Annotated in this window: 23 protein-coding genes and 1 pseudogene; 11 read left to right on the top strand and 13 right to left on the bottom strand. The window is 73.5% G+C overall.

What is annotated here, in order from left to right; translation table 11 throughout:
- A pseudogene (locus ACZ58X_RS37855) lies at window positions 1-92 on the top strand (ABC transporter ATP-binding protein); the annotation flags it as partial.
- Between the two features lie 59 nt (window positions 93-151).
- Window positions 152-2,719 carry an ABC transporter permease gene (locus tag ACZ58X_RS37850; protein WP_470338110.1) on the top strand — a complete coding sequence of 856 codons (2,568 nt, stop codon included), beginning with the start codon at window positions 152-154 and terminating at the stop codon, window positions 2,717-2,719.
- A gap of 302 nt (window positions 2,720-3,021) precedes the next feature.
- Here the strand turns inward: ACZ58X_RS37850 and efeU are convergent, their stop codons facing one another.
- The 4 genes from efeU to ACZ58X_RS37830 form a co-directional block, all read right to left on the bottom strand.
- Window positions 3,022-3,855 carry an iron uptake transporter permease EfeU gene (gene efeU / locus ACZ58X_RS37845; RefSeq protein ID WP_470338109.1) on the bottom strand — a complete coding sequence of 278 codons (834 nt, stop codon included), beginning with the start codon at window positions 3,853-3,855 and terminating at the stop codon, window positions 3,022-3,024.
- A 34-nt stretch (window positions 3,856-3,889) separates the two neighbouring features.
- Complete coding sequence (efeB, locus tag ACZ58X_RS37840; RefSeq protein WP_470338108.1) at window positions 3,890-5,191, bottom strand: iron uptake transporter deferrochelatase/peroxidase subunit; 1,302 nt, start codon at window positions 5,189-5,191, stop codon at window positions 3,890-3,892.
- 135 nt (window positions 5,192-5,326) lie between these two features.
- Entirely contained in the window at window positions 5,327-6,475 is a 1,149-nt protein-coding gene (gene efeO, locus ACZ58X_RS37835) for an iron uptake system protein EfeO (protein WP_470338107.1), read from the bottom strand.
- A gap of 141 nt (window positions 6,476-6,616) precedes the next feature.
- On the bottom strand, window positions 6,617-7,432 hold the full coding sequence (locus ACZ58X_RS37830; RefSeq protein WP_470338106.1) for an ABC transporter ATP-binding protein: 816 nt from the start codon (window positions 7,430-7,432) through the stop codon (window positions 6,617-6,619).
- Window positions 7,433-7,637: 205 nt separating this feature from the next.
- On the opposite strand from ACZ58X_RS37830, the gene ACZ58X_RS37825 reads away from it, so the two are divergent.
- Window positions 7,638-9,728 (top strand): amino acid adenylation domain-containing protein, encoded by a 2,091-nt coding sequence (locus ACZ58X_RS37825; RefSeq protein ID WP_470338105.1) that lies wholly within the window; start codon window positions 7,638-7,640, stop codon window positions 9,726-9,728.
- Window positions 9,729-9,735: 7 nt separating this feature from the next.
- On the opposite strand, the gene ACZ58X_RS37820 is transcribed toward ACZ58X_RS37825, so the two are convergent.
- A complete protein-coding gene (locus ACZ58X_RS37820) occupies window positions 9,736-11,064 on the bottom strand; it encodes a hypothetical protein (RefSeq protein WP_470338104.1) in 1,329 nt (442 codons plus the stop codon).
- Between the two features lie 281 nt (window positions 11,065-11,345).
- Here ACZ58X_RS37820 and ACZ58X_RS37815 point away from each other — a divergent pair, with 281 nt between their 5' ends.
- On the top strand, window positions 11,346-12,935 hold the full coding sequence (locus ACZ58X_RS37815) for a M4 family metallopeptidase (protein ID WP_470338103.1): 1,590 nt from the start codon (window positions 11,346-11,348) through the stop codon (window positions 12,933-12,935).
- 10 nt (window positions 12,936-12,945) lie between these two features.
- Here ACZ58X_RS37815 and ACZ58X_RS37810 read toward each other — a convergent pair whose 3' ends face one another.
- The 4 genes from ACZ58X_RS37810 to ACZ58X_RS37795 form a co-directional block, all read right to left on the bottom strand.
- Window positions 12,946-14,004, bottom strand: a complete 1,059-nt coding sequence (locus ACZ58X_RS37810) for a hypothetical protein (RefSeq protein ID WP_470338102.1) — start codon at window positions 14,002-14,004, stop codon at window positions 12,946-12,948.
- A gap of 41 nt (window positions 14,005-14,045) precedes the next feature.
- Window positions 14,046-15,014, bottom strand: a complete 969-nt coding sequence (locus tag ACZ58X_RS37805; protein ID WP_470338101.1) for a D-2-hydroxyacid dehydrogenase family protein — start codon at window positions 15,012-15,014, stop codon at window positions 14,046-14,048.
- Window positions 15,011-15,421, bottom strand: coding sequence for a hypothetical protein (locus ACZ58X_RS37800; protein ID WP_470338100.1), 411 nt, complete (start codon window positions 15,419-15,421; stop codon window positions 15,011-15,013). Before ACZ58X_RS37800 ends, ACZ58X_RS37805 begins: the two co-directional genes overlap by 4 nt.
- A 138-nt stretch (window positions 15,422-15,559) precedes the next feature.
- Complete coding sequence (locus ACZ58X_RS37795) at window positions 15,560-16,570, bottom strand: DUF5937 family protein (RefSeq protein WP_470338113.1); 1,011 nt, start codon at window positions 16,568-16,570, stop codon at window positions 15,560-15,562.
- A 111-nt stretch (window positions 16,571-16,681) separates the two neighbouring features.
- Between ACZ58X_RS37795 and ACZ58X_RS37790 the strand changes: the two genes are divergently transcribed.
- The 4 genes from ACZ58X_RS37790 to ACZ58X_RS37775 all read left to right on the top strand — a co-directional run bounded on the left by ACZ58X_RS37790 (window position 16,682) and on the right by ACZ58X_RS37775 (window position 20,406).
- Window positions 16,682-17,635, top strand: a complete 954-nt coding sequence (locus ACZ58X_RS37790; protein WP_470338099.1) for an aldo/keto reductase — start codon at window positions 16,682-16,684, stop codon at window positions 17,633-17,635.
- Window positions 17,636-17,711: 76 nt separating this feature from the next.
- Window positions 17,712-18,419, top strand: coding sequence for a histidine phosphatase family protein (locus ACZ58X_RS37785; protein WP_470338098.1), 708 nt, complete (start codon window positions 17,712-17,714; stop codon window positions 18,417-18,419).
- A gap of 103 nt (window positions 18,420-18,522) precedes the next feature.
- Entirely contained in the window at window positions 18,523-19,113 is a 591-nt protein-coding gene (locus tag ACZ58X_RS37780) for a TetR/AcrR family transcriptional regulator (RefSeq protein ID WP_470338097.1), read from the top strand.
- Window positions 19,114-19,347: 234 nt separating this feature from the next.
- Window positions 19,348-20,406, top strand: coding sequence for an SDR family oxidoreductase (locus ACZ58X_RS37775; protein ID WP_470338096.1), 1,059 nt, complete (start codon window positions 19,348-19,350; stop codon window positions 20,404-20,406).
- Window positions 20,407-21,175: 769 nt separating this feature from the next.
- Here ACZ58X_RS37775 and ACZ58X_RS37770 read toward each other — a convergent pair.
- On the bottom strand, window positions 21,176-22,012 hold the full coding sequence (locus tag ACZ58X_RS37770) for a helix-turn-helix domain-containing protein (protein ID WP_470338095.1): 837 nt from the start codon (window positions 22,010-22,012) through the stop codon (window positions 21,176-21,178).
- Window positions 22,013-22,129: 117 nt separating this feature from the next.
- Between ACZ58X_RS37770 and ACZ58X_RS37765 the strand changes: the two genes are divergently transcribed.
- On the top strand, window positions 22,130-23,194 hold the full coding sequence (locus ACZ58X_RS37765; protein WP_470338094.1) for an aldo/keto reductase: 1,065 nt from the start codon (window positions 22,130-22,132) through the stop codon (window positions 23,192-23,194).
- Window positions 23,195-23,356: 162 nt separating this feature from the next.
- A complete protein-coding gene (locus tag ACZ58X_RS37760) occupies window positions 23,357-23,533 on the top strand; it encodes a hypothetical protein (RefSeq protein ID WP_470338093.1) in 177 nt (58 codons plus the stop codon).
- Between the two features lie 10 nt (window positions 23,534-23,543).
- On the opposite strand, the gene ACZ58X_RS37755 is transcribed toward ACZ58X_RS37760, so the two are convergent.
- The gene (locus tag ACZ58X_RS37755; protein WP_470338092.1) at window positions 23,544-24,476 is read right to left on the bottom strand and encodes a S41 family peptidase; all 933 of its coding nucleotides are present in this window, start codon (window positions 24,474-24,476) and stop codon (window positions 23,544-23,546) included.
- Window positions 24,477-24,533: 57 nt separating this feature from the next.
- Between ACZ58X_RS37755 and ACZ58X_RS37750 the strand changes: the two genes are divergently transcribed.
- Window positions 24,534-25,100, top strand: a complete 567-nt coding sequence (locus ACZ58X_RS37750; RefSeq protein ID WP_470338091.1) for an ArsR/SmtB family transcription factor — start codon at window positions 24,534-24,536, stop codon at window positions 25,098-25,100.
- Here ACZ58X_RS37750 and ACZ58X_RS37745 read toward each other — a convergent pair.
- Window positions 25,063-25,539 (bottom strand): nuclear transport factor 2 family protein, encoded by a 477-nt coding sequence (locus tag ACZ58X_RS37745; RefSeq protein WP_470338090.1) that lies wholly within the window; start codon window positions 25,537-25,539, stop codon window positions 25,063-25,065. The genes ACZ58X_RS37750 and ACZ58X_RS37745 overlap by 38 nt on opposite strands.
- The gene (locus tag ACZ58X_RS37740; protein WP_470338089.1) at window positions 25,536-25,940 is read right to left on the bottom strand and encodes a hypothetical protein; all 405 of its coding nucleotides are present in this window, start codon (window positions 25,938-25,940) and stop codon (window positions 25,536-25,538) included. Before ACZ58X_RS37740 ends, ACZ58X_RS37745 begins: the two co-directional genes overlap by 4 nt.
- Window positions 25,941-26,038 lie beyond the last annotated feature (98 nt).

Below are 26,038 nucleotides of genomic sequence, written 5' to 3'. Positions count from 1 at the left end.
ACGGCCGAATCGTCGACGAACTCCACGGCCCCACCGCCGACACCGTCCTGGACCGCATGCGCCGCTTCGACGCCAAGGGCCGCACAAGCTGAGCCCGTTCGCACGTCCGAGCCCACCTCCCCCCGAGTACCCCCAGGACTGACGCTCCCCCATGTTCCGCACCGCACTGCGCAACGTACTGGCCCACAAGGGCCGCCTGCTGATGACGATGCTCGCCGTCATGCTCGGCACCGCCTTCGTCGCCGGCACGCTCATCTTCACCGACACCATGGGCCAGGCCCTCCGCACCCAGAACTCCAAGAGCTACGCCGACATCGCTGTCACCGTCAGCGACGACTCGGCCGTCGGCCGCGGCTACGACCACGGCGCCAACCACGGCGCCAACACCCCGACCCTCACCGAGGACGCCCGCAGGAAGATCGCCGCCCTGCCCGGCGTCGCCGACGCGCGCGGCGTGGTCAGCGGCTTCGCCGGCATCGCGGACAAGAAGGGCGCGCTGATCGGCAACGGCTTCTCCACCACCGGCACCAACTACGTGCCGGGCGCCGACGGCACCGACCCGCGCTACCCGCTGGTCGAGGGCCGCGGCCCCAGGAGCGCCACCGAGATCGCCCTGGACACCCGGACCGCCGACAAGGGCGGCTTCAAGCTCGGCGACACCGTCCGGGTCGCGGTCAACGGCCCGGTCATGGAGCTCAAGCTCACCGGCACCCTGCACACCAACGACCCGCGCGTGATGGCCGGCGGCTCGCTGGCCGCCTTCGACGACGCCACCGCCCAGGAGCTCTACCTGAGCCCCGGCCGCTACGCGTCGCTGGACGTCAAGGCCAAGCCCGGCACCGACGACGCCGCGCTGCTCACCGCCGTCGAGCAGGCGCTGCCCCACGGCGACAACATCGAGGCCCGGACCGGCCGCGACCTGGCCGCCGCGCAGGACAAGATGATCGCCCAGGGCACCAAGATCCTGAACACCTTCCTGCTGGGCTTCGCCGCCATCGCGCTGTTCGTCGGCATCTTCATCATCGCCAACACCTTCTCCATGCTGGTCGCCCAGCGCACCAAGGAACTGGCCCTGCTGCGCGCCGTCGGCGCCACCCGCCGGCAGATCACCCGCTCGGTGAAGGTCGAGGCCGTGCTGGTCGGCCTGACCGCCTCGATCGGCGGCCTGCTGGCCGGCATCGGGATCGCCGTCGGCCTCAAGGCGCTGCTCAACGGCCCGATGGACGCCAACCTGCCGGACGGCCCGCTGGTCATCGCCCCCACCACCGTCCTGACCGCGCTCGCGGTCGGCGTGCTGGTGACCCTGGTGGCCGCCTGGCTGCCCGCCCGCCGGGCCTCCCGGATCGCGCCGGTGGCCGCGATGAGCTCGGTCGAGCAGCCCGCCACCCAGAAGAGCCTGCTGGTCCGCAACGCCGTCGGCCTGCTGTTCTCGCTCGCCGGACTCGGCGCGCTGGCCGCCGGCATCAGCGGCAAGGAGGTCAAGCTGGTCGGCCTCGGCGCGGCCGCACTGCTGCTCGGCGTGTTCGTGCTGACCCCGCTGCTCTCCCGGCCGCTGATCGCCCTGCTGGCCCCGGCGCTGCGCGCCGTGTACGGCACCCCGGGCAAGCTCGCCCAGGAGAACGCCGTCCGCAACCCGCGCCGCACCGCCGCCACCGCCTCGGCGCTCACCATCGGCGTCACCCTGATCACCTCGCTGACCGTGATCGGCGCCTCGGTGAACAAGGCCGTCGACGACTCCACCGACAGCGACATCAAGGCCGACTACACCGTGGCCATGCAGAACGGCACGATGCTGTCCGACGAGGTCGCCACCCAGATCGCCAAGACCCCCGGTGTCAGCGCGATGAGCCCCGAGCGCACCGTCCCGGTCACCGTCGCCGGGGCCGACGACCGGTCCGAGTGGATGACCGCGGTGGACGCGACCACCATCGACCGGCTGGCCACCGTCAAGATCAAGGAGGGCTCGGCGGACGCCCTCAAGCAGGGCAAGCTGCTGGTCAGCGCTGGCCGCGCCCAGAGCGCCGGCTACCGGGTCGGCGACACCCTCGCCGTCACCTACCCGGACGGCAGCAAGGGCTCGCTCACCGTCGGCGGCATCCTGGAGGCCAACACCGCGCTGGCCACCGTGATCGCCCCGGACGCCGTGGTCGGCCGGCACGCGGAGCCCGGCTCCGGCCCGACCAAGGTCCTGGTCAAGGGCGAGCACGGCGCGACCGAGCAGCTCAAGCAGGCGCTGCGCGACGCCACCGGCGGCAACCCGCTGATCGCGGTCAAGGGCGACAAGGACATCAAGGCGGAGAGCCGCCAGGCCGTCACCAACATCCTCAACATGATGTACGGGCTGCTCGGCATGTCCGTGGTGATCGCCGTCCTCGGTGTGGTCAACACCATGGCGATGTCGGTGTTCGAGCGCCGCCGGGAGATCGGCATGCTGCGGGCGATCGGCCTGGACCGGCTCGGCATCCGCCGGATGGTCCGGCTGGAGTCGCTGCTGATCGCGCTGTTCGGCGGGCTGGTCGGGGTCGGCCTCGGCATCCTGACCGCCTGGGCGGCCGTCCGGACCCTGGCGGGCGACCTCAAGGGGCTCAGCACCGTGGTGCCGCCGCTGCAGATCCTCGGCTTCCTGCTCGCGGCCGCCGTGATCGGCCTGCTGGCCGCGCTCTGGCCGGCCCACCGGGCGTCGAAGCTGGACATCCTGGGCGCGATCAAGAGCGAGTAGTCCCGCCCCGCGTCACCCCACCCCGGAGCCCCGGACGGTCGAACCGTCCGGGGCTCCGGCCTTGCTGCTCGCGTGCTCGCCCCGCGCCCGGCGCGCCCGGCGCCCCTGGGTGCGTGCCCCCTCGCCCCGCGCCCGGCACCCCTGGTGCGTGCCACCGGACCCGGTCCACGGGGGGCGGGTCGTGACGCCGGACCGCAGCACGGCGGCCGTGGGTCGTGGCGCCGAAACGACACCGCCCCGCCCGGCGGGTGCCGGGCGGGGCGGTGCGGTGCGGTGCGGCGGGTGTGCGGTGAACGACCGGGTCAGGCGGCCGGCTTCGCGGCGACGGGCTTCGCCCGGTTCCCGAACAGGTTGAAGAACACCGCCAGCGTGGGCAGCAGGTACGCCAGCCAGACGACCAGCTGGAGCACGGTCGGGTCCGGCTGGAAGTTGAACACGCCCTTGAGCAGGGTGCCGTACCAGCTGTCCTTCGGGATGGTGCTGGAGACGTCGAAGGCCGTGGCGTGCAGGCCAGGCAGCCAGCCGGCCTCCTGGAGGTCGTGGACGCCGTAGGCGAGCACGCCGGCCGCGACCACGACCAGCATCGCGCCGGTCCAGGTGAAGAACTTGGCCAGGTTGATCCTCAACGCGCCGCGGTAGAACAGCCAGCCGAGCACCACCGAGGTGAGCAGGCCGAGCGCGGCACCGATCAGCGGGTTCCAACCGTCGTCGGTGGCCTGCACCGCGGACCAGATGAACAGCGCGGTCTCCAGACCCTCGCGGCCGACCGCCAGGAAGGAGGTGACCACCAGCGCCGTGGTGCCCATCGCGATCGCCGCGTCGAGCTTGCCGTGCAGTTCGGTCTTGAGGTGCCGGGCGGTGCGCCGCATCCAGAACACCATCCAGGTCACCAGCCCGACCGAGATGATCGACAGCGAGCCGCCGAGCGCCTCCTGGGCCTCGAAGGTGAGCTGCGAGGAACCGAACTGGAGGACGGCGCCGAAGACCATGGAGAGCACCACGGCCGCGGTGACGCCGAGCCACACCGGCGGCAGCTTGTCCCGGCGGTCGGTCTTGACCAGGTAGGCGATCAGGATGCAGACGACCAGGCTGGCTTCGAGGCCTTCGCGCAGGCCGATCAGGTAGTTGCCGAACACGGCTGACTCCTCGGGGTGTTGGGGGTGAGCGGGATCAGCCGAAGAGGGCCTGGCCCCACCACTCCCCCGGCTTGCGGACACCCGCCGGGCAGGCGAAGTGGGCGGAGCCGACGTGCTGGATGTACTCGTTGAGCTTGTCCGAGGCCGCGAGCCGCTGCTGGAGCGGGACGAAGGCCTTGCGGGTGTCGCGCTGGTAGGCGAGGAAGAACAGTCCGGCGTCCAGGCGGCCGAGGCCGTCGGTGCCGTCGGTGAAGGAGAAGCCGCGGCGCAGGATCATCAGGCCGTTGTTGGCGTCCGGGTGGGCCAGCGCGACGTGCGAGGTCGCGGGCATCGCCTTGAGGTCGGGGGCGTCGTGCTCCTTGGCCTTGCCGTACGGGGCGCCCTCGCCCTTGGTGCGGCCGAAGGTGTCCTCCTGGTCCTTGAGCGGGGCGCGGTCCCAGGTCTCGATGTGCATCCGGATCCGCCGGGCGACGAGGTAGGAGCCGCCGGTCATCCACTCCGGTCCGTCGCCGGGGGCGGCCCAGACGTGCTCGGCGAGGTTGGCGCCGTCGCTGCCCGCGATGTTGTGGGTGCCGTCCTTGAACCCCATCAGGTTGCGCGGGGTCTGCTGGTCCGGGGTGGTCGAGGAGGTCTTGCCGAAGCCGAGCTGGGACCAGCGGATGTTGACGGTGCCCATGCCGATCCGGGCCAGGTTGCGGATCGCGTGCACCGCGACCTGCGGGTCGTCGGCGCAGGCCTGGACGCACAGGTCGCCGCCGCTGCGCAGCGGGTCGAGCTTGTCGCCCTTGAAGTTGGGCAGCTCGATCAGGGCCTCGGGGCGCTGGGCCTTGAGGCCGAAGCGGTCGACGCCGTCCTTCTCGAACAGGCCGGGGCCGAAGCCGATGGTGAGGGTGAGCCGGGAGGCGGGCAGGCCCAGGGCCTCGCCGGTGTCGTCCGGCGGGGCCTCCGCGGAGGCCGGGACGGCGCCGGTGCCGACCTCGCGGCCGCCGGTCATCGCGGCGGCCGCCTTGGTCCACTCCTTGAGCAGCTTGACCAGGGATTCCCGGGTCGCCTTCTCGGAGACGTCGAAGGCCGCGAAGTGCAGCCGGTCCTGGACGGGGGTGGCGATGCCCGCTTGGTGGTCGCCGTAGAACGGGACCTCCGCCGCGACCGTCGCGGCGGCCGACGGGACGGGGTCGTCGTCCTGGCGGCTCGCCGCCGCGACCGACCCGACGGCCGCCGCGCCGAGCGCGACGCCCGCGCCGGCCCAGCCGATGACGGCGCGGCGGCTGACCGCGCCCGGGGTGGCGGTGGCGGCAGCGGCCGGAGCGCCCTGCTGCTCGTTCTCGGCGTCCATCGGCGGGCGGGCCCTTCTCACTCTTGCTGAACTACTGGAACTACTGGAACTACTGGAACGACTGGAGGTGCTGGAAGTCCGGGGGTGCCGTAAGTCCGGGGGAGCCGGGGGCGCCGGACTTCCGGTGCCGGTCGGCTACTTGACGACCACGGCGGCGGCCAGCTTCGACAGCGGCTCGCCCAGCGAGTTGACCGCGTCGGAGAAGGTCTTGCGCTCGGCCTCGGTGACCTTGTCGTACGGGGTGAAGGTGCCGTCGGCCTGCTTGTACTTGGCGAGCAGGGCGTTGATGGCGGTGAACTCGGAGTCGAGGGTCTTCGCCAGCTCCGGGTCCTTCTCGGCGGCGACCGGCTTCAACAGCTCGTAGGCCTTCCGGGCGCCCTCGACGTTGGCCTGGAAGTCCGCGAGGTCGGTGTGGCTGTAGCGGTCCTCCTCACCGGTGATCTTGTTGGTGGCGACCTCGTCGAGCAGTTCCTTGGCGCCGTTGGCCATGCTGGTCGCGGTGATCTCCGCCTCGGGGATCTTCTTCTGCCAGTCCTTGAGGTCGGTGACCAGCTGGTCGGCGAGGGTCTTCTCCTCGTCGCCGATCTTGGCGTCGGCCCAGAGGGCCTTCTCCAGGCGGTGCCAGCCGGTCCAGGCCTGGCCCTGCTCCAGCTTGTCCTCGCGGGTGTCGGTCTTGGGGTCGACGTCGCCGAAGCTCTCGGCGACCGGCTCGGTGCGCTCCCAGCCGGTGCGCGAGGGGGCGTACAGCGACTTGGCCTTCTCCAGGTCGCCGCCCTTGATCGCGGCGGCGAAGGCCTCGACGGCCGGGATGGTGGCGTCGGCCTGCTCCTGGGCGTACGTGCGGTAGGCGTCGACGGCGGCGGCCAGGCGCGGGTCGGCGGGGGCGGCGCTGCCGCTGTCGCCGGTCACGGTGATCTTCTGGCGGATGCCGTCGCCGACCATGCCGGGCTTGCAGGCGACCTCGTAGCTGCCGGCCTTGATCTCGGCGTTGATGCTGGCCTTGGTGCCGGGGCCGATGTTCTCGCGCTCGGTGACGATCTTGTCGCCGGCGGCGTAGACGTAGACCTCGGTGGTCTTGGAGCCCTTGTTGCTGATGTCGATCACCACGTGACCGGCCGGGAAGCTGGTCTTCGAGACCTCGCAGGCGGTGTCGGTGGCGTTGACCTTGACCGCGCCCGACCCGCCCGCCTTGTCGTCCTTCTTCGACGCGCAGCCGGCCAGGGCGGCGGTGGCCACGGCGAGGCTGAGCAGCGCGGCTGCGGTGGAACGGCGGCGGGCGGACATGGGGGCTCCAACGGAAAAGGGCATGGGGGTGCCAAGGCCGGGTAAAGCGCCGGCCGGGCCGGTGCCTCCTGATTAGCTAAGGCATACCTTACGTAAGAAGTCTTTACCGTCGATACCCGGCCCCCCGCCCTGCCCGAACCGTTACCTCCGGGGCGCGCGGCGGGCGGCGGCGCGGGCCGTCCAGCGGCCCTCCTGGCGGCTGATCCGGATCGGGTGGCCGAAGGTCGCGCTGATCAGCTCCGTGGTCATCACCTCGTCCACCGGGCCGGCCGCCAGGCACTCGCCCTCGCGCAGCAGCAGCGCGTGGGTGGTGCTCTCCGGCAGCTCCTCCAGGTGGTGGGTGACCAGCACGCTGGCCAGTTCGGGGTGCTGGTGGCGCAGCAGGTCCAGGCTGTCCAGCAGCAGCTCGCGCGCGGTCAGGTCGAGACCGGTGGCGGGCTCGTCGAGCAGCAGCAGGCGGGGGCTGGGCATCAGCGCGCGGGCGATCAGGGCCCGGCCGCGCTCGCCCTGGGAGAGCGTGGTCCACGGGGCGTCCGCCATCGCGGCCATGCCGAGGGTCTCGATCAGCTGCTCGGCCCGCTCCAGCGCCCCGGGGGCGGGTTTGCGGTGCCACTCCGGCTCGATGGTGTTGGTGTGGCCGGTGAGCACCACCTCGCGCACGCTCAGCGGCGAGCGCAGCGGGTGGCGCGGGTTGACGTGCCCGAGGTGGGCGCGCAGCTCGCGGATGTCGACCCGGCCGAGCCGGCGGCCGAGCACGTCCACCGTGCCGCGGGTGGGGTGGGAGACCGCGCCGAGCAGGGCGAGCAGGGTGGACTTGCCCGCCCCGTTGGGGCCGAGCAGCGCCCAGTGCTCACCGGGCTGGATCTCGAGGGTGATGCCGCGCAGCAGGTGCCGGCCGTCACGCACGACGTCCACGTCCTGGGTGCGCAGCAGCGGGCCGTCGAAGGACGGGTCCATGGGGCAACTCTCCGATCACGGTGCCGGTCAGGGGGGAGCGGGGCGCCGTACCCGACCGGCCCGGCGCCGACCGTCCGTGTGCACCGTACAACCGTCGGCCGGGGCCGAGCCCGGCCGTCCGAGGAGTGAACCGTCCAGAACCCTGTTGTGCGGGAGGAGTTGGGAGGAACATGGTGCTCTTCCGCGGGGGCGAGGGGGAGGCGTTATGGTGGCGGACGCGCAGCGGGCCGGCAGCCTGCACGGACTGGTCGAGCGGCAGGCCCGTCGGACCCCGCACACGGTGGCGGTGCGCTGCGGCGAGGCGGAGCTGACGTACGGGGAGCTGGACGCCCGGGCGGACCGGTTGGCGGCCGTACTGGCGGGGCACGGGCTGGCCCCCGGCAGCCTGGCGGCGGTCGCGCTGGGCCGGGGCACCGAGGTGTACGTGGCGCTGCTCGCCGTGCTCAAGACGGGCGCCGCCTTCGTGCCGCTGGAGCCGACCGCACCCGACGCGCTGCTGCGGCACGTGCTGACCGACGCCGCGCCCCACCTGGTGGTCACCGAGCGACGCCACCTGGTCCGGCTGGCGGACGCGGGCGGCGCCCAGGTGGTCTGTGTCGACGACCAGGACCAGCCGGACAGCGGGTTCGAGCGGCCCGAGGTCACCCCCGGCGACCTCGCCTGCGTGTTCTACACCTCCGGCTCCACCGGCCTGCCCACCGGCGCGCTGGTCGAGCACCGCAACCTGCTGGCCGCGTACGCCGGTTGGCGCGAGGTGTACGGGCTGGCGCCCGAGGACCGGATCCTGCAGACGGCCAGCCTGGAGTTCGACGTCTTCACCGCCGACTGGGTGCGCGCGCTGGGCACCGGCGCCACCCTGGTGGCCACCCCGTTCAACCTCACCCTGGACCGCACCGCCGACCTCGCCGCGCTGCCCGCGCTGGTGGCGCAGGAGCGGATCACGGTCATGGAGGTGAACGTCCGCACCGCGCGCCGCCTCACCGACCTGCTGGCCGCGACCGGCGCCGGGCTGCCCGGGGTGCGGCTGCTCACCGTCGGCGCCGAGAAGTGGTACCTGGACGAGCAGTTGGCGCTGCAACGGCTTCTCGGCGAGGGCACCAGGGTGCTGAACGTCTACGGCCTGGCCGAGGCCACCGTCGACAGCACCTGGTTCGAGGTGCGCGGCGCGGCCGCCGCCGAGGGCGCCGAGCGGGTCTCGCTGGTCGGCCGGCCCTTCCCCGGCACCCGGGTGTACGTGCTCGGCCCGCAGGCCACCCCGGTGGCGCCCGGGCGGGTCGGCGAGATCGCCGTCGCCGGCTCCGGCCTGACCCGCGGCTACCTGGGCCGACCGGCGGACACGGCCCGCCGCTTCATCCGGGTGCGGTTCGATCCGGACGGTCGGGTGCTGCTGACCGGCGACCTCGGGGTGCTCCGGGAGGACGGCGTACTGGAGTTCGTCGGCCGGGCCACCACCGTGGTCGGACCGCTCGGCGCGGACCGGCCGACCACGGTGACCACCCGGGTCAAGGCGGCGGCCCGTGCCGAGGGCGCGCTGCGCGCCCACCCGTCGGTCCGGGAGGCCGCCGTGGTCGAGGTGCGGCCCACACCGGGGAAGCCGGTGCTGGTCGGCTACGCGGTGCCCACCCAGGGCGTTCCGGGCGGGGTGGACGGCTGGTCGCTCACCCAGTACCTGCTGGCCGAGCTCAAGGGCTTCTCGGCGCCGGCCGCGGTGGTCGTCGTCCCGGAGCTGCCGCGCACCCGGGCCGGGAAGCTGGACCGCGCCGAACTGCCGCTGCCGGCCCCGCCGGAGCACACCGCGCCGCGCTCGGCGAAGGCGGGCGGCAGCCGCAAGGGCGGCGGGAAGGCCGGGGGCGGGGCGGGTTCCAAGGACGTGACCGGCTGCCTCGCCCTCTTCCTCACGGTGACCGCCACCATCGTCTCCCGGGCTCTCACGGACACCCTCTTCCCCGGGTCGACGGACCTCTCGGGAGTGCCCGGCGCGTACCACTTCTGGTTCGGCCTGCTCTACTTCTGCGAGTGCGCCGCCTTCGGCGCCGGGCTGGCCTTCCTGGTCCTCGGCCTCCCGTCGGTGCTGCGGCTGGGCCGCTCGCCCGGGCTGTCGGTGCTCGCCCACCTGTCGGTGTGCTGGCTGCTCGTCAACTGGTGGCCGCAGGACAACCTGTACCGGCTGACCGCGGCCGACGACTGGCCGCGCGAGACGACGCTGGTGTACGTGTTCAACATCCCGCTGATGCTGGCCGCGGTGATCGTGGTGACCTTCCTGCTGCGCAAACCCGCTCCGCGAAAAGTGAATTGACGGACCGTCAGCGCAGCGCCTCGAACATTCCGGTCAGGGCGTGGTTGGCCGCCGTGAGCAGCGCCTGCGCGGCGTCCAGCGCCTCGACGTCGGGCCCGGCCAGGGCGAGGCCGACGGCGGGCTCCGGGTCGTGGGCCGCCGTCGGGATCAGCGGCAGCAGGGTGACGCCGAGCCGGGCGCAGCGCGGGCGCAGCCGGTCGAGGTGCCCGTGCAGCGCCTCGGGGGCGAGCCGGGCGCCGAGCGGCAGCGCGTCCAGGGTGCGGACGAGGTGGCCCGGGCCGCGCACCTGGTCCAGCCGCTCGCGCAGGACGAAGGCGACGGCGGGGCCGGTGAGCCGCAGGTTGATCTCGGTGGGGGCGAGGCGGCGCTGCCGGTCGGTGACGAAGTCGACGTCGTACCAGCCGCGGTAGCCCTCGGCGGCCAGCCGCTCCCCCACCGCCAGGGCGAACCCGCGAGCCGTGTCGGCGGCGGCTCGCGGCACCGTGCCGGGGCCGACGGTGACGCCCTGGTAGCGGGTACCGGCCACCTCCATGTGGCCGGCCCCGACCGGGTGCACGGTGCCGTCCGGGCCGATCACGGCGTCGTAGGTGACGTCCCGCAGCCGGGCGGACGGGCCCGGATCCACGTACTCCTCCAGCAGCAACTCACCGCCCGGCGGCAGGACTTCGGAGCGCACCAGGCGGCGCAGCAGGGCGCCCCCGCCGCCCGCGGCGAACAGCTCGGCGGGCTCGACCACGACGGTGCCGTAACCGCCCACGCCGTACGGGCTCTTGAGGACGGTGCTCAGGCCCCGGACGGCCCGGACGGTGAGTCTGCGCGCCGCGCGACGACGGCTCTCCGTACGCTCCTGGGCGGGGACGACGATCCCGGGGTGTCCGGGGGCGAGGGCGGTGAACAGCCCGTGCGCGGCGGCCTTGGACTCGTAGTGGCGGACGGCGGCCAGCTCGGGGCCCTCGCCCTGCGCGGCCGTGCGGCCCCAACTGACGACCGGGTGGCCGGAGCCGGCGATCCTGGCGGCCAGGGCGGGGCGGGCGGCGAGCGCCTCGGCGAGCGTCCGGTCGGCCGCCACCCCGGCGTGCACCTCGACGGGGCCCCAGGCCAGTTCCCGGCCCAGCCAGTCGGTCCAGGCCCGGTCGACCTCGGCGGGCAGCACCAGCACGGCCGGTTCGGGGCTGTAGCCGACGGCCAGGCAGGCGTAGTGGTGCGCGTGCCGCAGCCGCCGCGCCCGCTGTGCGGCGTCCATGCCCGGGGCGAAGAACTGGGCGTTGAAGTCCGCGACGTTGCCGAGGTGCACCGCCGCCCGCCCACCGGTCCAGGCCCCCACCCATCCGTCCATGGAGCGGAAGCATAGGGCGTCACAGTGCCGACAGCCCCGTCTCGGTGGTCGTCGGTAGTCGGTAGTCGATGGTCATCGATGGTCATCGATGGTCTTCGGTAGTCGATCGTCACGACGGCAGTGTGGACGTCTTGTTAAGTTCCGATCATTTTTGATTGGACCAGGACACAACTTGGCAAAGTTATGACTTTTCCTCTAGCCCGATCTGACTGATCGCCGTCAATCTCGGTCGCAGCTCTTTGCAGCCCCTTTCCCTGCACCCCACCCCCACTGGAGTCAGAGTGAGCCCCAACTCCTCTTCCCGGCGTGCCCGCACGGCCGCAGCGATAGCCGTCGTCGCCGCCCTCGCCGCCGTGGCCGTCCCCACCACCGCCTCCGCCGCCCCCGCCGCCCGCGAGGCCGCGATCGCCCAGGCCCGCGCCAACGTCACCCACAACCCCGGGGTGTTCGGCTACGGCGCGGGCCAGGACCTCGTCCTCAAGGACGTCGTCCTCGACGCCGACGGCACCTCGCACATCCGCTTCGACCGCACCTACCAGGGCCTTCCCGTGGTCGGCGGCGACCTGGTCGTTCACCAGGACGCCCGCGGCAGGCTCAAGGACACCTCCCGGGCCGCCGCCCACGACGCCGCCGTGAAGACCACCGTCCCCAAGGTCCCCGCCCAGGCCGGCGCCGCCGACGCGCTCTCCGCCGCCCCCGGCGTCCGGGACGCCACCAGCAGCCCCGAACTGGTCGTCTGGGCCGCCGACGGCACCCCCCGACTGGCCTGGCGCACCGTCGTCGAGGGCACCGGCGAGCACGGCCAGCCGGCCGGCAAGGTCGTCGTCACCGACGCCACCACCGGCGAGCAGATCGAGTCCTACGACGCCGAGCACCAGGCCGCCGGCACCGGGAACTCCGAGTACACCGGCCAGGTCACCGTCGACACCACCCCGGCCAACGGCGGCTACACCCTCACCGACCCGGTCCGCGGCCACGTCACCAAGGACGCCGGCAACCTGTCCGCGAGCTCGATCAAGGCGAGCTCCGGCACCCCGTTCACCAGCACCACCAACGTCTGGGGCGACGGCAAGAAGTTCTCCACCAACCGTGCCACCGCCGCCGTCGACGCCCACGCCAACACCGCCTGGACGTACGACTACTACAAGAACGTGCACGGCCGGAACGGCATCAAGAACGACGGCAAGGGCGCCACCGTCTTCGTCCACGTCGGCACCGACTGGGACAACGCCCAGTGGTCCGACAGCTGCTTCTGCATGATGACCGGCGACGGCGACGGCACCACCGACCCCGAGCAGGTCGACCTCGACACCATGGGCCACGAGATGACCCACGGCGTCACCAGCGCCACCGCCAACCTGCGCTACAGCGGCGAGTCCGGCGGCCTCAACGAGTCGACCAGCGACATCTTCGGCACCATGGTCGAGTGGTACGCCAACAACAAGATCGACACCGGCGACTACCTGTTCAGCGACCAGTCCACCCCGCCGTGGCTGCGCCGCTTCGACAAGCCCTCGCTGGACGGCAAGTCGGCCGACTGCTGGAGCAGTTCGGTCGGCAAGCTGGACGTCCACAACTCCTCCGGCGTCGGCAACCACTGGTTCTACCTCGCCAGCGAGGGCAGCGGCAGCAAGACCGTCAACGGGGTCGCCTACAACAGCCCCACCTGCAACAAGTCGACGGTCACCGGCATCGGCAACCAGAAGGTCGCCAAGATCTGGTACCGCGCGCTGACCGTCTACATGACCTCCACCACCAACTACAAGGGTGCCCGCGCCGCCTCGCTCAACGCCGCCCGCGACCTCTACGGCGCCGGCAGCACCGAGTACAACGCGGTCGCCGCGGCCTGGAGTGCGGTCAGCGTCAACTAGCCTGCGGAGATCAGGTGTTGAACCCGACGTGGACGTGGTCGTGGTGGGTGTCGTCGGTGAAGAACTGGTTGCCGACGCCCGCGATCGCCACCGGCCCGCCCACGTTGTACGAACCGGCCGCCGCCGCGTCCCGCATGAAGGACTCGATCAGCTGCCGGGGCGTGGCCGGGTCCACCACGGCCCGGCCGTCGATCCGCCAGACGTCGAAGGCCCGGCCCAGCGGATGGTCGCTGGGCCGGGTCGTCCCGAAGACGTCCAGGGGGTGGCCGGTGCGCACCACGCTCACCGACAGCGCGTACGGGCCGGCCAGCCGCAGCATCGCCGTCAGGACGGTGTCGTGGACGGTGCCGCTGAGCAGGTCGGCGGCGGCCTCGGGCGGCAGTTCGATCCTCGGCTCGGCCAGCACCTTCGCCACCGCGGCGGCGGGTGAGGCGGCGGCCGGGCCCGGGTCGCCCGGGTTCACGGCGGTGACCGTCCAGCGCGGCTCGGCCCGGCTCAGCCGGACATCCACCGTGATGCCGCCCGCCGCCACCGATCCGTCCGGCTGCCTGGCCCACTGGCGGCAGACCACCAGCACGCTCGCCGAGTCGGCGAGGATCCCGCCGTACTGGGCGTCGATCACCTCCAGGCTCGCCTCCGGCGCCGCCGGGGCGAGCCGCCCGGCCCCGTCGGCCAGACCCGGCGGCAGGCCCAGCGCCGCCACCCGGGCCTGGGCCGCCCCGGCCCCCTGCCCGCCGGGCGGCCAGGCACCGAGCGCGGCGACCAGCTCGACGGCGCGGCGCTTGACGTCGGGCTGGATCTCGCCGGGGCCGGGCTGCCAGAGGGGTGGGTTGGGCAGCGGGGTCGCTGCCTGGGTCGAGGTCGCCGCCTGGGTCGGGGGCACGGTCGGGGCCGCCGTGGGAGCCGGGGTGGGCCGGTCGGTCGAGTACGGGGTCGGCGTCGAACTCCCCGGGGCCACGGCGGACTTCGCTCCGCTCGTACACCCCACCGTACCCAGCAGCACCGCCGCCGCACCCGCCCGCAGCACCCCGCGTCGGCCCGCACCCCGGCCACCGTCTCCGCTCGTCATGCCGTCAGTATGCGACCGGCGGCCGGGCCGGGGCGCGGGCGTCAGCCCAGACGGCGGATCGGCTCACCCGCCAGGAACGCCGCGATGTCCTCCACCGCCTCGGTGAAGTACCGCCGGTAGTTCTCCTGCGAGACGTACCCCAGGTGCGGGGTGGCCAGCAGCCGGGGCGCGCGGCGCATCGGGTGGTCGGCGGGCAGCGGCTCGACGTCGAAGACGTCCACCGCCGCCCCCGCGATCCGGCCGCCGGTGAGGGCGGCGAGCAGCGCGTCCTGGTCGACGATCGCCGCCCGGGAGGTGTTCACCAGGTAGGCCTCCGGCTTCATCAGGGCGAGCTCGGCGGCGCCGATCAGCCCCCGGGTGCCCGCGTCGAAGGCGAGATGGATCGACACGAAGTCGCTCTCCCCGAGCAACTGCTCCTTCGAGGCGGCCCGGCGCACACCGGCCGCGGCCGCCCCTTCGTCGGTCAGACTCCGACTCCAGGCGAGCACCTCCATGCCGAAGGCCAGCCCGACCCGGGCGACGGCGCCGCCGATCCGACCGAGGCCGAGCACGCCGAGCGTCCGGCCGTGCAGATCGGCCCCGACGGTGCTCTGCCAGGGCCCGCCCTCGCGCAGCGCGGTGTTTTCCTGGACGATGCCGCGGGCCAGACCCAGCAGCAGCGCCCAGGTCAGCTCGACCGGCGGGGTGCCCGAGCTGGCCGTACCGCAGACGGTGACGCCGTGCGCCGCGGCGGCCGGGAGGTCGATCACCGAGTTGCGCATGCCGGAGGCGACCAGCAGCTTGAGGCGGGGCAGCCGGGCGAACAGCGTGGCGGGGAACGGCACCCGCTCGCGCAGGGTGACCACGATGTCGAACCCGGCGAGGGCGGCGGCCAGTTCCGCCTCCGAGGCGTGGTGTTCACGGAAGGCGGTCACCTCGACCCGATCGGCGACCGAGGCCCAGTCGGCGGAGCTGGTGGCGACACCCTGGAAGTCGTCCAGGACGGCACAGCGAAGGAGCGGAAACGTCATGCCCGCAGCTTCCCAGACGGCGGCGGGCCGGGGGGCCGCAGGCCGTAGCGTTCCCGGTCGCATTCCCGGTCCCGGTCCCGGTCGCGGTCGCGTTCCTGTTTCCCCTCCCGTTTCCCTTCCCGGACGATCCACGGCGGCTCGCCGAGCTTGGCCCGCAGCAGGGCCATCGGGTGCCGCAGCTCCCGGGGATCGAACAGGCCCTCCCAGCCGTGCAGTTGGATGTCCCGCAGGTCGTGCGTCCCTTCGCCGAGCTCGATCAGGGTGCGCAGCACCCGGGTGTCCTGACGGGTGAGCGGGACCTCCCGGCCGTCCACGATGGCGATCCGGGTGGCCGGGTCGAGGACGATGCGGCCGTCGAAAGCGGTCAGCGGGCCCGGCGGCTCGTACACGGGCTGTTCCTGCTCCATACCGGCAGCCTAAAGCCTGTCCCGCGATGGTCGAGCGGTTGTGTCACGCGGCTCTGCGGCTGACGGTCCTCGGTAGGTCCGGCAAGGGCGGGAGGATCTTCCAGGACAGCGGCGGGGAGTGCGCACCGGGCGCGCCCCTCAGCCGTCCGGGTCGAGCAGCGCCTCGGCGGTGGCCGTCCGGGCGTACAGCACCCAGCGCCCGACGCGGTGGGCGCTGACCAGGCGGGCGTCCCGCAACGCCGTCAGGTACTGGGAGACGGCCGAGGGCGACAGGCCGGTGCGGTGGGCGAGTTCGGTGGTCGAGGCGGGGGCGGCGAGTTCGGCGAGCAGCAGGGCGCGGGAGCGGCCGAGCACCGCGGCCAGGGCCGCCGCGCCGGGGGCCGGTGCCCCTGCGGTCCAGAGACGGCCGATCCCCCTTGCCGGGTAGGCGAGTTGGGGCGGGGCCGGTGGGGCGAGCAGGGTGAACAGGCCGGGGCCGGTGAACGCGGAGGGGATCAGCAGCAGGCCCGGCCCGGCGGTGCGGCGGGGCATCGGGCGGGTGCGGTGGCTCAGCCGCAGGGCGCCGTCGGTCCAGCGCAGTTCGGCGTGCAGGTCGTTCAGCACCCGCTCGGCGCCGTGCTCGGCGGCCTGCCGGGCCCGGTACAGCACGTCGGCGTCGAGCACGGCGCGGATCCGCGCCCAGTACGGCGCGAGGGCCAGCTCCCAGTAGGCCTCGACCGCCTCGGCGAGCCGGGCCAGCCCGGTCTCCGGGTCGGCGTGCAGGGCCCGCAGCCTCGGCCCGAGCCCGCCCCGGTGTGCCCGGTCCGCGTGGTGCGCCCGGTGCGGGTGGTGCGCCCGATCCGCCCGGTGCGCCTGGTCCGCCGCCAGCCGGTCCAGGTCGCGTCGGACCTGCGCGGCGGGGGTGGCCCGGATCGCGGCGAGTTCCGCGGCCAGGGTCGGCGCGGGGCCGGTCGGGGCCGGATTGAGGAAGTCGGGCACGTAGCCGGTGGGCGGCACGAGTTCGGCGAGCAGCCCGTACGCCGGGCCGAGCGCCGCCAGCCGGGGCCGGACCTGCTCCACCCAGGGGCCGTGGACGGCGTGCGGCGCTCCCGAACGCAGCAGGCGCAGGCTCGGCCCGACCTCCCACATCGGTGCGACCACGAACCGCATCCGGGCCAGGTCGCCCGCCGTGAACAGCAGTTCCGCCAAGGCCCACCCCGTCGATTCACACATGTCCGAATCAGTGGCGATCAGGTTAGTTCAGTGGCGATCATGATCGGCATGACTTCCGACACCACTCTGACCTCTGCTTCCCCGACCTCCGCCTGCCCGACCTCCGCTTCCGTGTCCGCCGCCGCCTCCGGCACCTGGCGGCTCGGCGACCGCGCCGTCCACCGGATCGGCTTCGGCACCATGCGCCTGCCGCAGACCGGACCGGCGCTCGTACCGGACGCCGTGCCCCGCGACCGCGACCAGGCCCTGCGGGTGCTGCGCCGCGCGGTCGAACTGGGTGTCAACCACATCGACACCGCCGCCTTCTACTTCTCCCCGCTGCGCTCCGCCAACGAGCTGATCAACCGCGCCCTCGCCCCGTACTCCGACGACCTGGTGATCGCCACCAAGGTCGGCCCCGCCCGTGGCACCGACGGCCGGTGGATCGACCACGCCCGCACCCCCGAGGCGCTGCGCGCCCAGGTCGAGGAGAACCTGCGCCAGCTCGGCCGCGACCACCTCGACCTGGTCAACCTGCGCATCCTGGGCACCGACTCGATCGCCGAACGCTTCGGCGCACTCGCCGAGTTGCGGCAGGCCGGACTGATCCGGCAGCTCGGCCTCTCCAACGTCCACCCGCACCAGCTCACCGAGGCCCAGGCCATCGCCCCGGTCACCTGCGTGCAGAACCCGTACGGGATCGGCGCCTCGGCCGCTCAGGACGAGGTCCTGCGGCTCTGCGGCGAGCAGGGCATCGCCTTCGTCCCGTTCTACGCCATCGCCGGCGCCGGGCGGGAAGGCGGCGCCGGCGGGACGGAACCCGGCGAGGTCCGGACGGTGGCCGAGGCGCGCGGCGTCAGCACCGCCCAGGTCCGGCTCGCCTGGACGCTCCACCGGGGCCCGCACGTCCTCGCCATCCCGGGCACCGGCGACGTGGCGCACCTGGAGGACAACATCGCGGCCGGCGCCCTCCGGCTGACGGCCGAGGAACTCGCCCTGCTGAACCGGGCCCACATCGGCTGACCGGGAACCACCACCCGTCGCACGGGCGTCACTCCGGGACCAGACCGTCCCACCGAACGCACCCCGGAGCCCGCCCGTGCCCGACAGCGCCACCCGCTACCTCTACCTCGCCCGCCACGGCGAGGCCACCGACCACGGCCCCACCGACAGCGGGTCGGACGGCCAGTCGGGAGGCGAGCCGGGAGGCCAGTCGGACGGCGAGTCGGACAGCGGGTCGGGCGGCGGCGGACTCACCGCCACCGGCCGCCGGCAGGCCGTCCTGCTCGGCCGCCGCCTGGCGGAGCGCCCCCTCACGGCCGTCCACCACGGGCCGCTCCCCCGGGCCGCGCAGACCGCCCGGCTGATCGGGGACCAGCTCGGCGGGGTACCGGTGTCGGCCTGCGAGGAGGCCGGCGACTACGTCCCGTACGCCCCGTCGGCCGACGAACTGCCCGCCGACAGCGCCGAGTTCCTGTTGCGATTCCTGGCCGGAGCCTCCGCCGAGGAGCTCTCCCGCGGACCGGAACTGGCCCGCCGGGCCGTCGACCGCTTCACCGGACCCGTCGACGGCCCCGAGGACCGGCACGAGCTGGTCGTCACCCACGCCTTCCTGATCGGCTGGCTGGTCCGCCACACCCTGGACGCCCCCGCCTGGCGCTGGCTCGGCCTCAACGCGGCCAACGCGGCGCTCACCGTGCTCCGCTTCGCCCCCGGCCGCCCCTCGGCCGTCCTCCTCCTGAACGACCAGTCCCACCTGCCCGAGGAACTGCGCTGGACGGGCTTCCCGCCGGAGCTGCGGGCCTGAACGGCCGCCGCTGGGCCGCCACCGGGGGTGACGCATCGCCAGGCATGGGGTCGACAGAAATGAGGTCGACAGGAATATACAGACCGGTCTACAGTCTCCGTCCATGGGAGCAAAGGGCGAGGAGACCCGGGCCCGGCTGATCGCCGGCACCCGGGAACTGATCGAGCAGCACGGGTACTCCGGCACGGGCCTCAACCAGGTCCTGGCCGCCACCGGCGCGCCGCGCGGCTCCCTCTACTTCCACTTCCCCGGCGGCAAGGACCAACTGGTCGCGGCCGCACTGCTGCAGTCCGGCCAGGAGGTCGCCGACCTGCTGACCGGGCTCGCCGCCGACGGAGCCGACGCCGCCGCGCTCAGCCGGCACCTCACCGGGGTGTTCGCGGAGCGCCTGGCCAGCTCCGACTACACCAAGGGCTGCCCCATCGCCACCGTCGCCCTGGAGGTCGCCGGCACCAACGAGGCACTGCGCGCCGTGTGCGCCGAGGTGTACGAGGGCTGGCAGCACATCCTGGCCGAGCAGCTGACCGCCGGCGGCTTCCGCCCGGCCGAGGCCGCGGTGGCTGCCGGCCAGGCCCTGGCCCTACTGGAGGGCGCGGTGCTGTTGGCCTCGGTCCGACGCAGCCGGGAGCCCCTGGACGACGCCCGGCACGCCGTCCTCCACCTCCTCGGCGCGAAAGCGTCCGGCCGCTCGTAGGCGCCGCACGGGCAGCCCGTGACCGCGGCTTCCTCGGTGCAGCACCGACCGTCCGCCCAACAATATGCAGACCGGTCTACAGGTCTCCTGGGCCTGCCACCCCCCTCAACCCCTCTCACTCCCCCTCCCCGCCATTCCCCAGTCCCGCCACTCCCCCACCCCGCCATGACCAGAAATTATGCAGATCGGTCTACAGAATTATGCCGACCGGTCCACAGAAAGCAGAGAACGCTCATGCCCTCCACTCCCCCACCCCCGCAGACCCTCGTCCTGGGCGCCGGTGGCTTTCTCGGCCGCTGGCTGCTCCTCGAACTCCTCGGCCGCGGCAAGCCCGTGGCCGCCGCCGTCCGCACCACCGGGAGCGGCACCGCCCTCCGCGCCTGGCTGCGCGAGCACGACGCCGACCCGACCTCGCTGACCACCGTCACCGCCGACCTCACCCGCCCCGGCCTCGGCCTCTCCCCCGAGGACGACGCCCGCCTCGGCGAGGTCCGCGACGTCCACAACCTCGCCGCCCGCTACCAGTTCGGCCTCAGCCGCTCCCAGGCCGAACCCGCCAACCTCCACGGCGCCCTCCACGCGCTGCACTGGTCCGCGACCCGGCCCCGGCTGCGCCGCCTGGTCCACCTCTCCGGCTACCGGGTCGGCCGCGACCCCCACCCCCGCCACCCGCTCGACCAGGGCACCGCCGCCGCCCTCTACGCCCGCCTCGGCGCCTACGAGGCCTCCAAGCAGCTCGCCGACGCCGCCGTCCGCGTGACCGCTCCCCGCCTCGGCGTCCCGCTCACCACCGTCAACCCGAGCAGCGTCATCGGCCACTCCGTCACCGGCGAGGCCGGCCAGTACCTCGGCCTCGCCCAGCTGGTCCACCAACTGCACCGCGGCCGCCTCCCCCTGCTACCGGGCACCCGCCGCACCTTCGTACCCGTCGTCACCGTCGACCACCTGGCCCGCTTCCTGGCCGCCGTCCCGGCACACGACCGCGCGCCCGGCGCCGCCCACACCGTCCTCGACCCGACCACCCCCGCCCTCCCGGACCTGGTCGCCCTCCTCGCCACCCACCTCGGCGTGCGCCCACCCCGCGGCCTGATCCCCGTTCCCCTGGTCCGCCGCCTCCCCCGCGCCCTCACCGGCGCCGACCCGGAGACCCTCACCTTCCTCTCCGAGGACCGCTACGACACCACCTCCGCCGACCACCTCGCCACCGCCGCCGGCCTCACCCACCCGCCCCTCACCCCCGCCCTCCACCACTGGGCCGACCGCCTCGTCCACGACGCCTTCGGCACCCGATAGCCATCCCCGCCGCACCCCACACCGCCGCACACCGCCGCACACCGCCGCACACCGCCGCACACCGGAAGTCGACCCATCCGACGTCCGGTGCACCCCACATCCGCCCGCCACAAATGGACCGTCTGGATCATCGGGAGAGGTGTGCCGTCGCGTGATGCCCGGTGGGCCGGGTCGAGCCGCTGGTGCCGGATCGGGCTCCGAAGCGGGGTGGGCGCTGGCGCGACCACCGGCTGGCGGTCGACGCGGTCGCGTTCAAGTACCGCACCGACACACCGTCGAGCGGTGCGCCACCAGGTCAGGCAGCGGCCCGGTCCGGCCACCCGAAAGGACACGACCGCCACCAGCTCACCCGCTGGCAGCTTCCTCCGGTCAGCCGGGTGAATCCAGCCAGGATGCCTGGACCCGTCCCTCGTCGGCGTGAAGCGAAGGGGGCACGTCGTCGAACCGACCGGGGCAGATCTCCTCGGCCCGCCCAACCGCAGCGTCGACACGCGCCACCTGCGCGAGGAGATGCCCGGGGACAGGCCCACAGCTGAACGGCGCGAAGAAGCCCTGAGCGTCCACGGCCCACCCATCCCACCTGGATCCAGGTCGGGGGTGCCGCTGGATCGTCGTCATGCCGTCACCGTGTCCAGGCGCGGCAAGGACCGGTGAAGATGATCCGAAGGGAACGGCATTGCCGACCTCGGTGTGGCTCCGAGCGATGGTTTGCGCGCCGTCACCGCGAAGCCGCTGATCACGGCGCGCTCCGAGGTGAGGTCTGGCGCAGTCACGGCGCGCACAGCCGGTCCAGGGCCGCGCGGCTCTCCTCGTCCGCGGCGCGGTAGACCAGCAGGCGCAGTTCCGGGTCCTGGAGCGGCAGCAGGACTTCGAAGTCGACGGTGATCGTACCGGCGACCGGATGCCGCAGCAGCTTTCGGCCGCGTCCGTTGACGCGGACCTCCCGCTCGGACCACAGGCGGGCGAAGTCCTCGTCCTGCGTGACGAATTCCGCGATGAGGCCGGACAGTTCCCGGTCCTGCGGATGCGCGGCCCATGCCGCACGCAGGTGGGCGATCCCGTCCCGCAGCACCTGCTCCCGGTCGGCGTAGAAGCCGCGCATCGCCGGGTGCAGCAGGCACAGCCACATCGCGTTGCGCCGTGACGGCGGCACGGCCTCGAAGTCCGGTAGCAGCCGGGCCATTTCGGGGTTCCAGGCGAGGATGTCGTAACGGTGGTCCAGCAGCATGGCCGGCAGCGGCGAGAGGTCACCGACCAGGTGGGCCAGCGACGGCGCCGCACCGGCGGCCGGCCCACCGGTGGTGTCGGGACGGCGGCGCCCGGCCAGGTCGAACAGGTAGTCGCGTTCGCCCGGTTCCAGGCACAGGGCCCGGGCCAGCGCCGCCAGCACGTCCGCCGAGGGCCGCAGCCCGCGGCCCTGCTCCAGCCGGACCACGTAGTCGGTGCTGACCCCGGCCAGTTCGGCGACCTCCTCCCGGCGCAGCCCCGGCGTCCGCCGGGGCCGGCGGTGCGACGGCAGGCCCAGCCGGTCGGGGTCGAGGCTTTCGCGCCTGTTCCGCAGGAAGGCGGCCAGCTCCTGGGCGGTGTCCATGGTCCGGGTCGTCATGACCGGTCCAACCGCCAGGGTGGGACCGGTCTTCCCAGGAAATCCCGTCCCTTTCCCCCGGTCCGCCGCCGCCACAGACTCGGTCCCGGCAACGGACCACGAGCACAGGAGAACCTGATGGCACTGACCCTCGACGCCTACCGGCTGCTGGGCCGCTCGGGACTGCGGGTCTCACCGCTGGCCCTGGGTACGGCGACCTTCGGCACCGAATGGGGCTGGGGCGCCGACCGGGCCGAGGCCCGCAAGCTGTTCGACCACTACGTCGGGCTCGGCGGCAACCTCCTCGACACCGCCGACACCTACACCGACGGCAGCTCCGAGCGCCTGCTGGGCGAGTTCGCCCGCGAGGAGCGCGAACGCCTGGTGCTGGCGACCAAGTACTCGACGCTGCGCCGCCCCGGCGACCCCAACTCCGGGGGCGGTCACCGCAAGGCCCTGTTCGGCTCGGTGGAGGGGAGCCTGCGGCGGCTGGACACCGACTACCTCGACCTGCTGTACCTGCACGTCTGGGACTTCCGGACGCCGGTCGAGGAGGTCCTGCGCGGCCTGGACGACCTGGTCCGGCAGGGCAAGGTGCTGTACGTGGCGATCTCCAACACCCCGGCCTGGCAGGTGTCCCGGATGCAGGCGATCGCCGACCTGCGCGGCTGGTCGCCGCTGGTCGCCCTGCAGCTCGAGTACAGCCTGATCGAACGCACCGCGGAGCGCGACCTGATCCCGATGGCCCGGGAAATGGGCCTGGGTGTGGTCCCGTACTCTCCGCTGGGCGGCGGGGTGCTCAGCGGCAAGTACGGTCGGGACGACGTGACCGCGACGGGTGCCGTCACCGGCGACGGCACCCGCAGGGGCCACAACCTCGCCCTGGGTACGCTCACCGAACGCAACCTGGCCGTGGCCGGGGCCGTCCGGGAGGTAGCCGCCGACCTGGGCCGCACCCCGGCCCAGGTCGCGCTGGCCTGGACCTTGCGGAACCCGGGCGTGACGACCACGCTGATCGGGGCGCGCACCCCCGCCCAGCTGGAGGAGAACCTGGGCGCCCTGGAGGTCGAGTTCACGGCCGCCCAGCTGGCCCGCCTGGACGCGGCGAGCGCGGTCGAGCTCGGCCAGCCCCACGACCTGCTGGCGAGCGACCACATCCGCCGGCTGACCACGGGCGGCCTGCGGATCGATACCCGCCGCTGAGGGCCAGCCGTCGGCGGCGAGCCGCTGACGGCCGCCCGGGCGAGCCACGTCCGGATCGCTTCCGCCGTCGGACTCCGTCGAACCGAGTGCCGATTGACCTTCACCGTTCGCACGGCCCCGGTCGGAGGCGAGCACGCCGGTGGCCCGCGCCACGTACGGGGCTTGTACAGCCGTACCCTGTGGCTCGACGACATGACGGGTGGCGTCCATGACCTCCTGGACCTGGTCGCGCCCCATGTCGAGGAGCCCGGCTACGACGGTCACGTGCGCGAGGAGTTCGACGGCGCGCCGTCCGTCCTCAGCTTCCGGGACGGCGCCTTCGAGCCGTTGTCGCTCTGATCCGGTCCCGTTACGCGAGGCGTGCCACGGCCAGGGCCAGGGCGCGGTCGAGCGCCGCCCCGGGGTCGCACGGCACGTCGGGCCGGACGCCGGTGCCCTCCCAGTTGGTGCCCGAGACCGGGTTGAGCGCGCGGGCGACGGGCACGCTGAGCTCCAGGTGCGGGTGCACCGTCCAGCCCTCGCGCGGGTGGGCGCCGCCCCGGGTGGCCTCCCCGACGACCTCGGCACGTCCGAGCTGCTGGAGGTCGTAGGCGAGTTCCTCGCCCGCCGAGAAGGTGTTCCCGCTGGTCAGCACGTACAGCGGCTTGCTGCCGCCGAAGCGGGCGCCGGGCACGAACGGGGGCGTCCAGGACTGCTCGGCCAGCTCACCCTGCCGCGAGAGCAGGGTGTTCAGGTGCGTACGGCGGTCGAGCAGGTAGCCGCAGACGAAGGCGACGGTGTCCGGGTCGCCGCCGGTGTTGCGGCGCAGGTCCAGGACGAGGGCGCGGGCGGGGGCCACCAGCGAGAGCGCCGCGGCCAGCGGCTGGGCCGCCCAGTCCAGCGGGAACATCTTGGGCCCGATCTCCAGGACGGCGACGCCGCCGTCGAGGAGCTCCACCCGCGGCACGCCGCCCAGGGAGGCGTCGAAGTCCCGCCGCATCGCGGCGAGTACGGCCGCGCCGCGCTCCGGCGGCACCGGCACGGCGTGGTGCTTGAGCGCCAGGTGCAGGTCGCCGTTGACGGACCGCAGGTCGGCGGTGACCGCGTCGGCCAACTCCTCGACGTTCAGCGACCGGTAGCCGCCGTCGGCGTTCCGGCGGCGCAGCAGGCCCGCCAACTGCCGGGCGGTGTCGGGGAAGACGTAGTTCTCGCCGACCAGGTCGGCGATCGACTCGACGACGGTGACGGCGTCCAGCGGCGCGGGCAGCACCGTGGCCGAAGTGGTGGGTGTGGTGGAGGTCATGGGAGGGAGTAGACCAGCGGCTTGCCAAAGCGTCAACCGTACTTAACGCTTGATCGGGTGAGCCATCAACAGGACGAAGCCGACAGCGAGGACGTGCAGCGGATCACCACACCGCTCCAGCACACCGCACTCGCCCACCCCGTACGCCAGCGCCTGCTGTTCGCCCTGAGCAGCCGGCCGTCGACGATCAGCCGGCTCGCCGCGCAGCTGGGGGTGAACAAGGGCAGCGTCTCCCACCACCTCAAGGTGCTCTGCGAGGCCGGGCTGGTCCAGGACGCGGGAACGCGGCAGGTGCGCGGCGGCACCGAGAAGTACTACCGGCGGACCGCCGAGCGACTCCTCGTCGCCGAACCCCGGGCGGAGGGCACGGCCGCGCTGTTCGGCGCCGTCGCCCAGGAGCTGGACCGCTCACCCGTCGACCACCTCATGACGCTGCGCCACCTCCGGCTCAGCCCCGCCAAAGCGGCACGACTGGCCGAGGCGCTGGCCGCACTGGTCGACGAGGCCGAGGAGGACCCGGAGGGCGAGCCCGTGCACGGCCTCCTGGTGACGCTCTACCAACAGGCCGGGGCACAACGGGCGGCGGCTACCCCTGGTCGGCCGCCGGTCGCAGATGGCGGCTGACGTCGCCGACCAGGGTGATCCGGACCTCGCGTGCCGCGAACCGCCAAGCGCCGTCGCGGTGTTCGAAGCGGTCGTGGTAGCGACCGGCGGCGATGGGCCGGAGCGGGAAGCCGGGGAGGGCCTGGAGGACGGTGACGTACGAGCGAGCCGCCGCCGTGCCGGCCGCCGCGTCCAGGTCGATGGCGAGGTTGGTGGTGACGTGCTGGGTCCGCGGGGTGCCGTCCTCGTAGCGGATCACCGTTTCGCGGAACATCCGCTCGATCTCCTCGCGCCCGCGCAGCGCTTCGCCGCTGCCCGTGAACACGGCGTCGGCGAGCAGCTCCCCGAGCCCCGCGAAGTCCCCGTCGTCGACCAGTTCGGCGTAGCGGGCGATCAGGTTCTCGACGGCGCGGTGGGCGGCGGCGGCCGGGTCCACGGCCGGGTGGTTCGTCATGGTCATCGCTCTCGCCGCTCGGCTGCTTCGTGCGGTTCGTACGGCTTGTGTGGCTTGCGCTGTTCATGCGGTTCATGCAGTTCATGCGGTTCGTGGCGGACGGCGGAGTGGCGCAGCTGGAACGGCGAACCGGCGGCGGTGGGCGTCCAGCCCAGCGACCGGGCAGCCCGGATGCCGGCGGCGACCTCGCCCGGCAGGACGACCTCGGCGGGCACCAGCCGGGGTTCGGGCGTCTCCGGCCGTCCGGTCTCCACGACGAGGGTCGTGCCGGGTCGGGCGGCGTCCTCCACCACGTAGCCGAGGGTGCCGGCGTCGTAGTCGCAGCACCAGTGCTTCCTGCTCATCCGCCAGCGGTACTCGACCCCGTCGACGACGATGCGGCGGGACCCCTTCTTCACCAGTGCCACGTGCTGCCCTTCCCCTCGCCGGTCCGCGTGCGTCGCCAGTCTCCCCGTACGGCACGCGCGTGTCACCGGATTTCGCCCCCGGCCCGGCCTGAGCCGCA

It is taken from the genome of Kitasatospora sp. NPDC040550, assembly GCF_055594965.1.
This window is presented reverse-complemented; position numbering and strand designations above follow the sequence as displayed.

What these genes read in the sequence shown, in the direction of transcription:
- ACZ58X_RS37810 (WP_470338102.1), bottom strand. Translation starts at nt 14,004, where the DNA reads ATGACGAGCGGAGACGGTGGCCGGGGTGCGGGCCGACGCGGGGTGCTG.
- ACZ58X_RS37755 (WP_470338092.1), bottom strand. Translation starts at nt 24,476, where the DNA reads ATGACCTCCACCACACCCACCACTTCGGCCACGGTGCTGCCCGCGCCG.
- ACZ58X_RS37745 (WP_470338090.1), bottom strand. Translation starts at nt 25,539, where the DNA reads ATGACCATGACGAACCACCCGGCCGTGGACCCGGCCGCCGCCGCCCAC.
- efeO (WP_470338107.1), bottom strand. Translation starts at nt 6,475, where the DNA reads ATGTCCGCCCGCCGCCGTTCCACCGCAGCCGCGCTGCTCAGCCTCGCC.
- ACZ58X_RS37800 (WP_470338100.1), bottom strand. Translation starts at nt 15,421, where the DNA reads ATGGAGCAGGAACAGCCCGTGTACGAGCCGCCGGGCCCGCTGACCGCT.
- ACZ58X_RS37795 (WP_470338113.1), bottom strand. Translation starts at nt 16,570, where the DNA reads ATGCGGTTCGTGGTCGCACCGATGTGGGAGGTCGGGCCGAGCCTGCGC.
- ACZ58X_RS37805 (WP_470338101.1), bottom strand. Translation starts at nt 15,014, where the DNA reads ATGACGTTTCCGCTCCTTCGCTGTGCCGTCCTGGACGACTTCCAGGGT.
- ACZ58X_RS37775 (WP_470338096.1), top strand. Translation starts at nt 19,348, where the DNA reads ATGCCCTCCACTCCCCCACCCCCGCAGACCCTCGTCCTGGGCGCCGGT.
- ACZ58X_RS37830 (WP_470338106.1), bottom strand. Translation starts at nt 7,432, where the DNA reads ATGGACCCGTCCTTCGACGGCCCGCTGCTGCGCACCCAGGACGTGGAC.
- ACZ58X_RS37790 (WP_470338099.1), top strand. Translation starts at nt 16,682, where the DNA reads ATGACTTCCGACACCACTCTGACCTCTGCTTCCCCGACCTCCGCCTGC.
- ACZ58X_RS37770 (WP_470338095.1), bottom strand. Translation starts at nt 22,012, where the DNA reads ATGACGACCCGGACCATGGACACCGCCCAGGAGCTGGCCGCCTTCCTG.
- ACZ58X_RS37825 (WP_470338105.1), top strand. Translation starts at nt 7,638, where the DNA reads ATGGTGGCGGACGCGCAGCGGGCCGGCAGCCTGCACGGACTGGTCGAG.
- efeB (WP_470338108.1), bottom strand. Translation starts at nt 5,191, where the DNA reads ATGGACGCCGAGAACGAGCAGCAGGGCGCTCCGGCCGCTGCCGCCACC.
- ACZ58X_RS37850 (WP_470338110.1), top strand. Translation starts at nt 152, where the DNA reads ATGTTCCGCACCGCACTGCGCAACGTACTGGCCCACAAGGGCCGCCTG.
- ACZ58X_RS37765 (WP_470338094.1), top strand. Translation starts at nt 22,130, where the DNA reads ATGGCACTGACCCTCGACGCCTACCGGCTGCTGGGCCGCTCGGGACTG.
- ACZ58X_RS37820 (WP_470338104.1), bottom strand. Translation starts at nt 11,064, where the DNA reads ATGGACGGATGGGTGGGGGCCTGGACCGGTGGGCGGGCGGCGGTGCAC.
- ACZ58X_RS37780 (WP_470338097.1), top strand. Translation starts at nt 18,523, where the DNA reads ATGGGAGCAAAGGGCGAGGAGACCCGGGCCCGGCTGATCGCCGGCACC.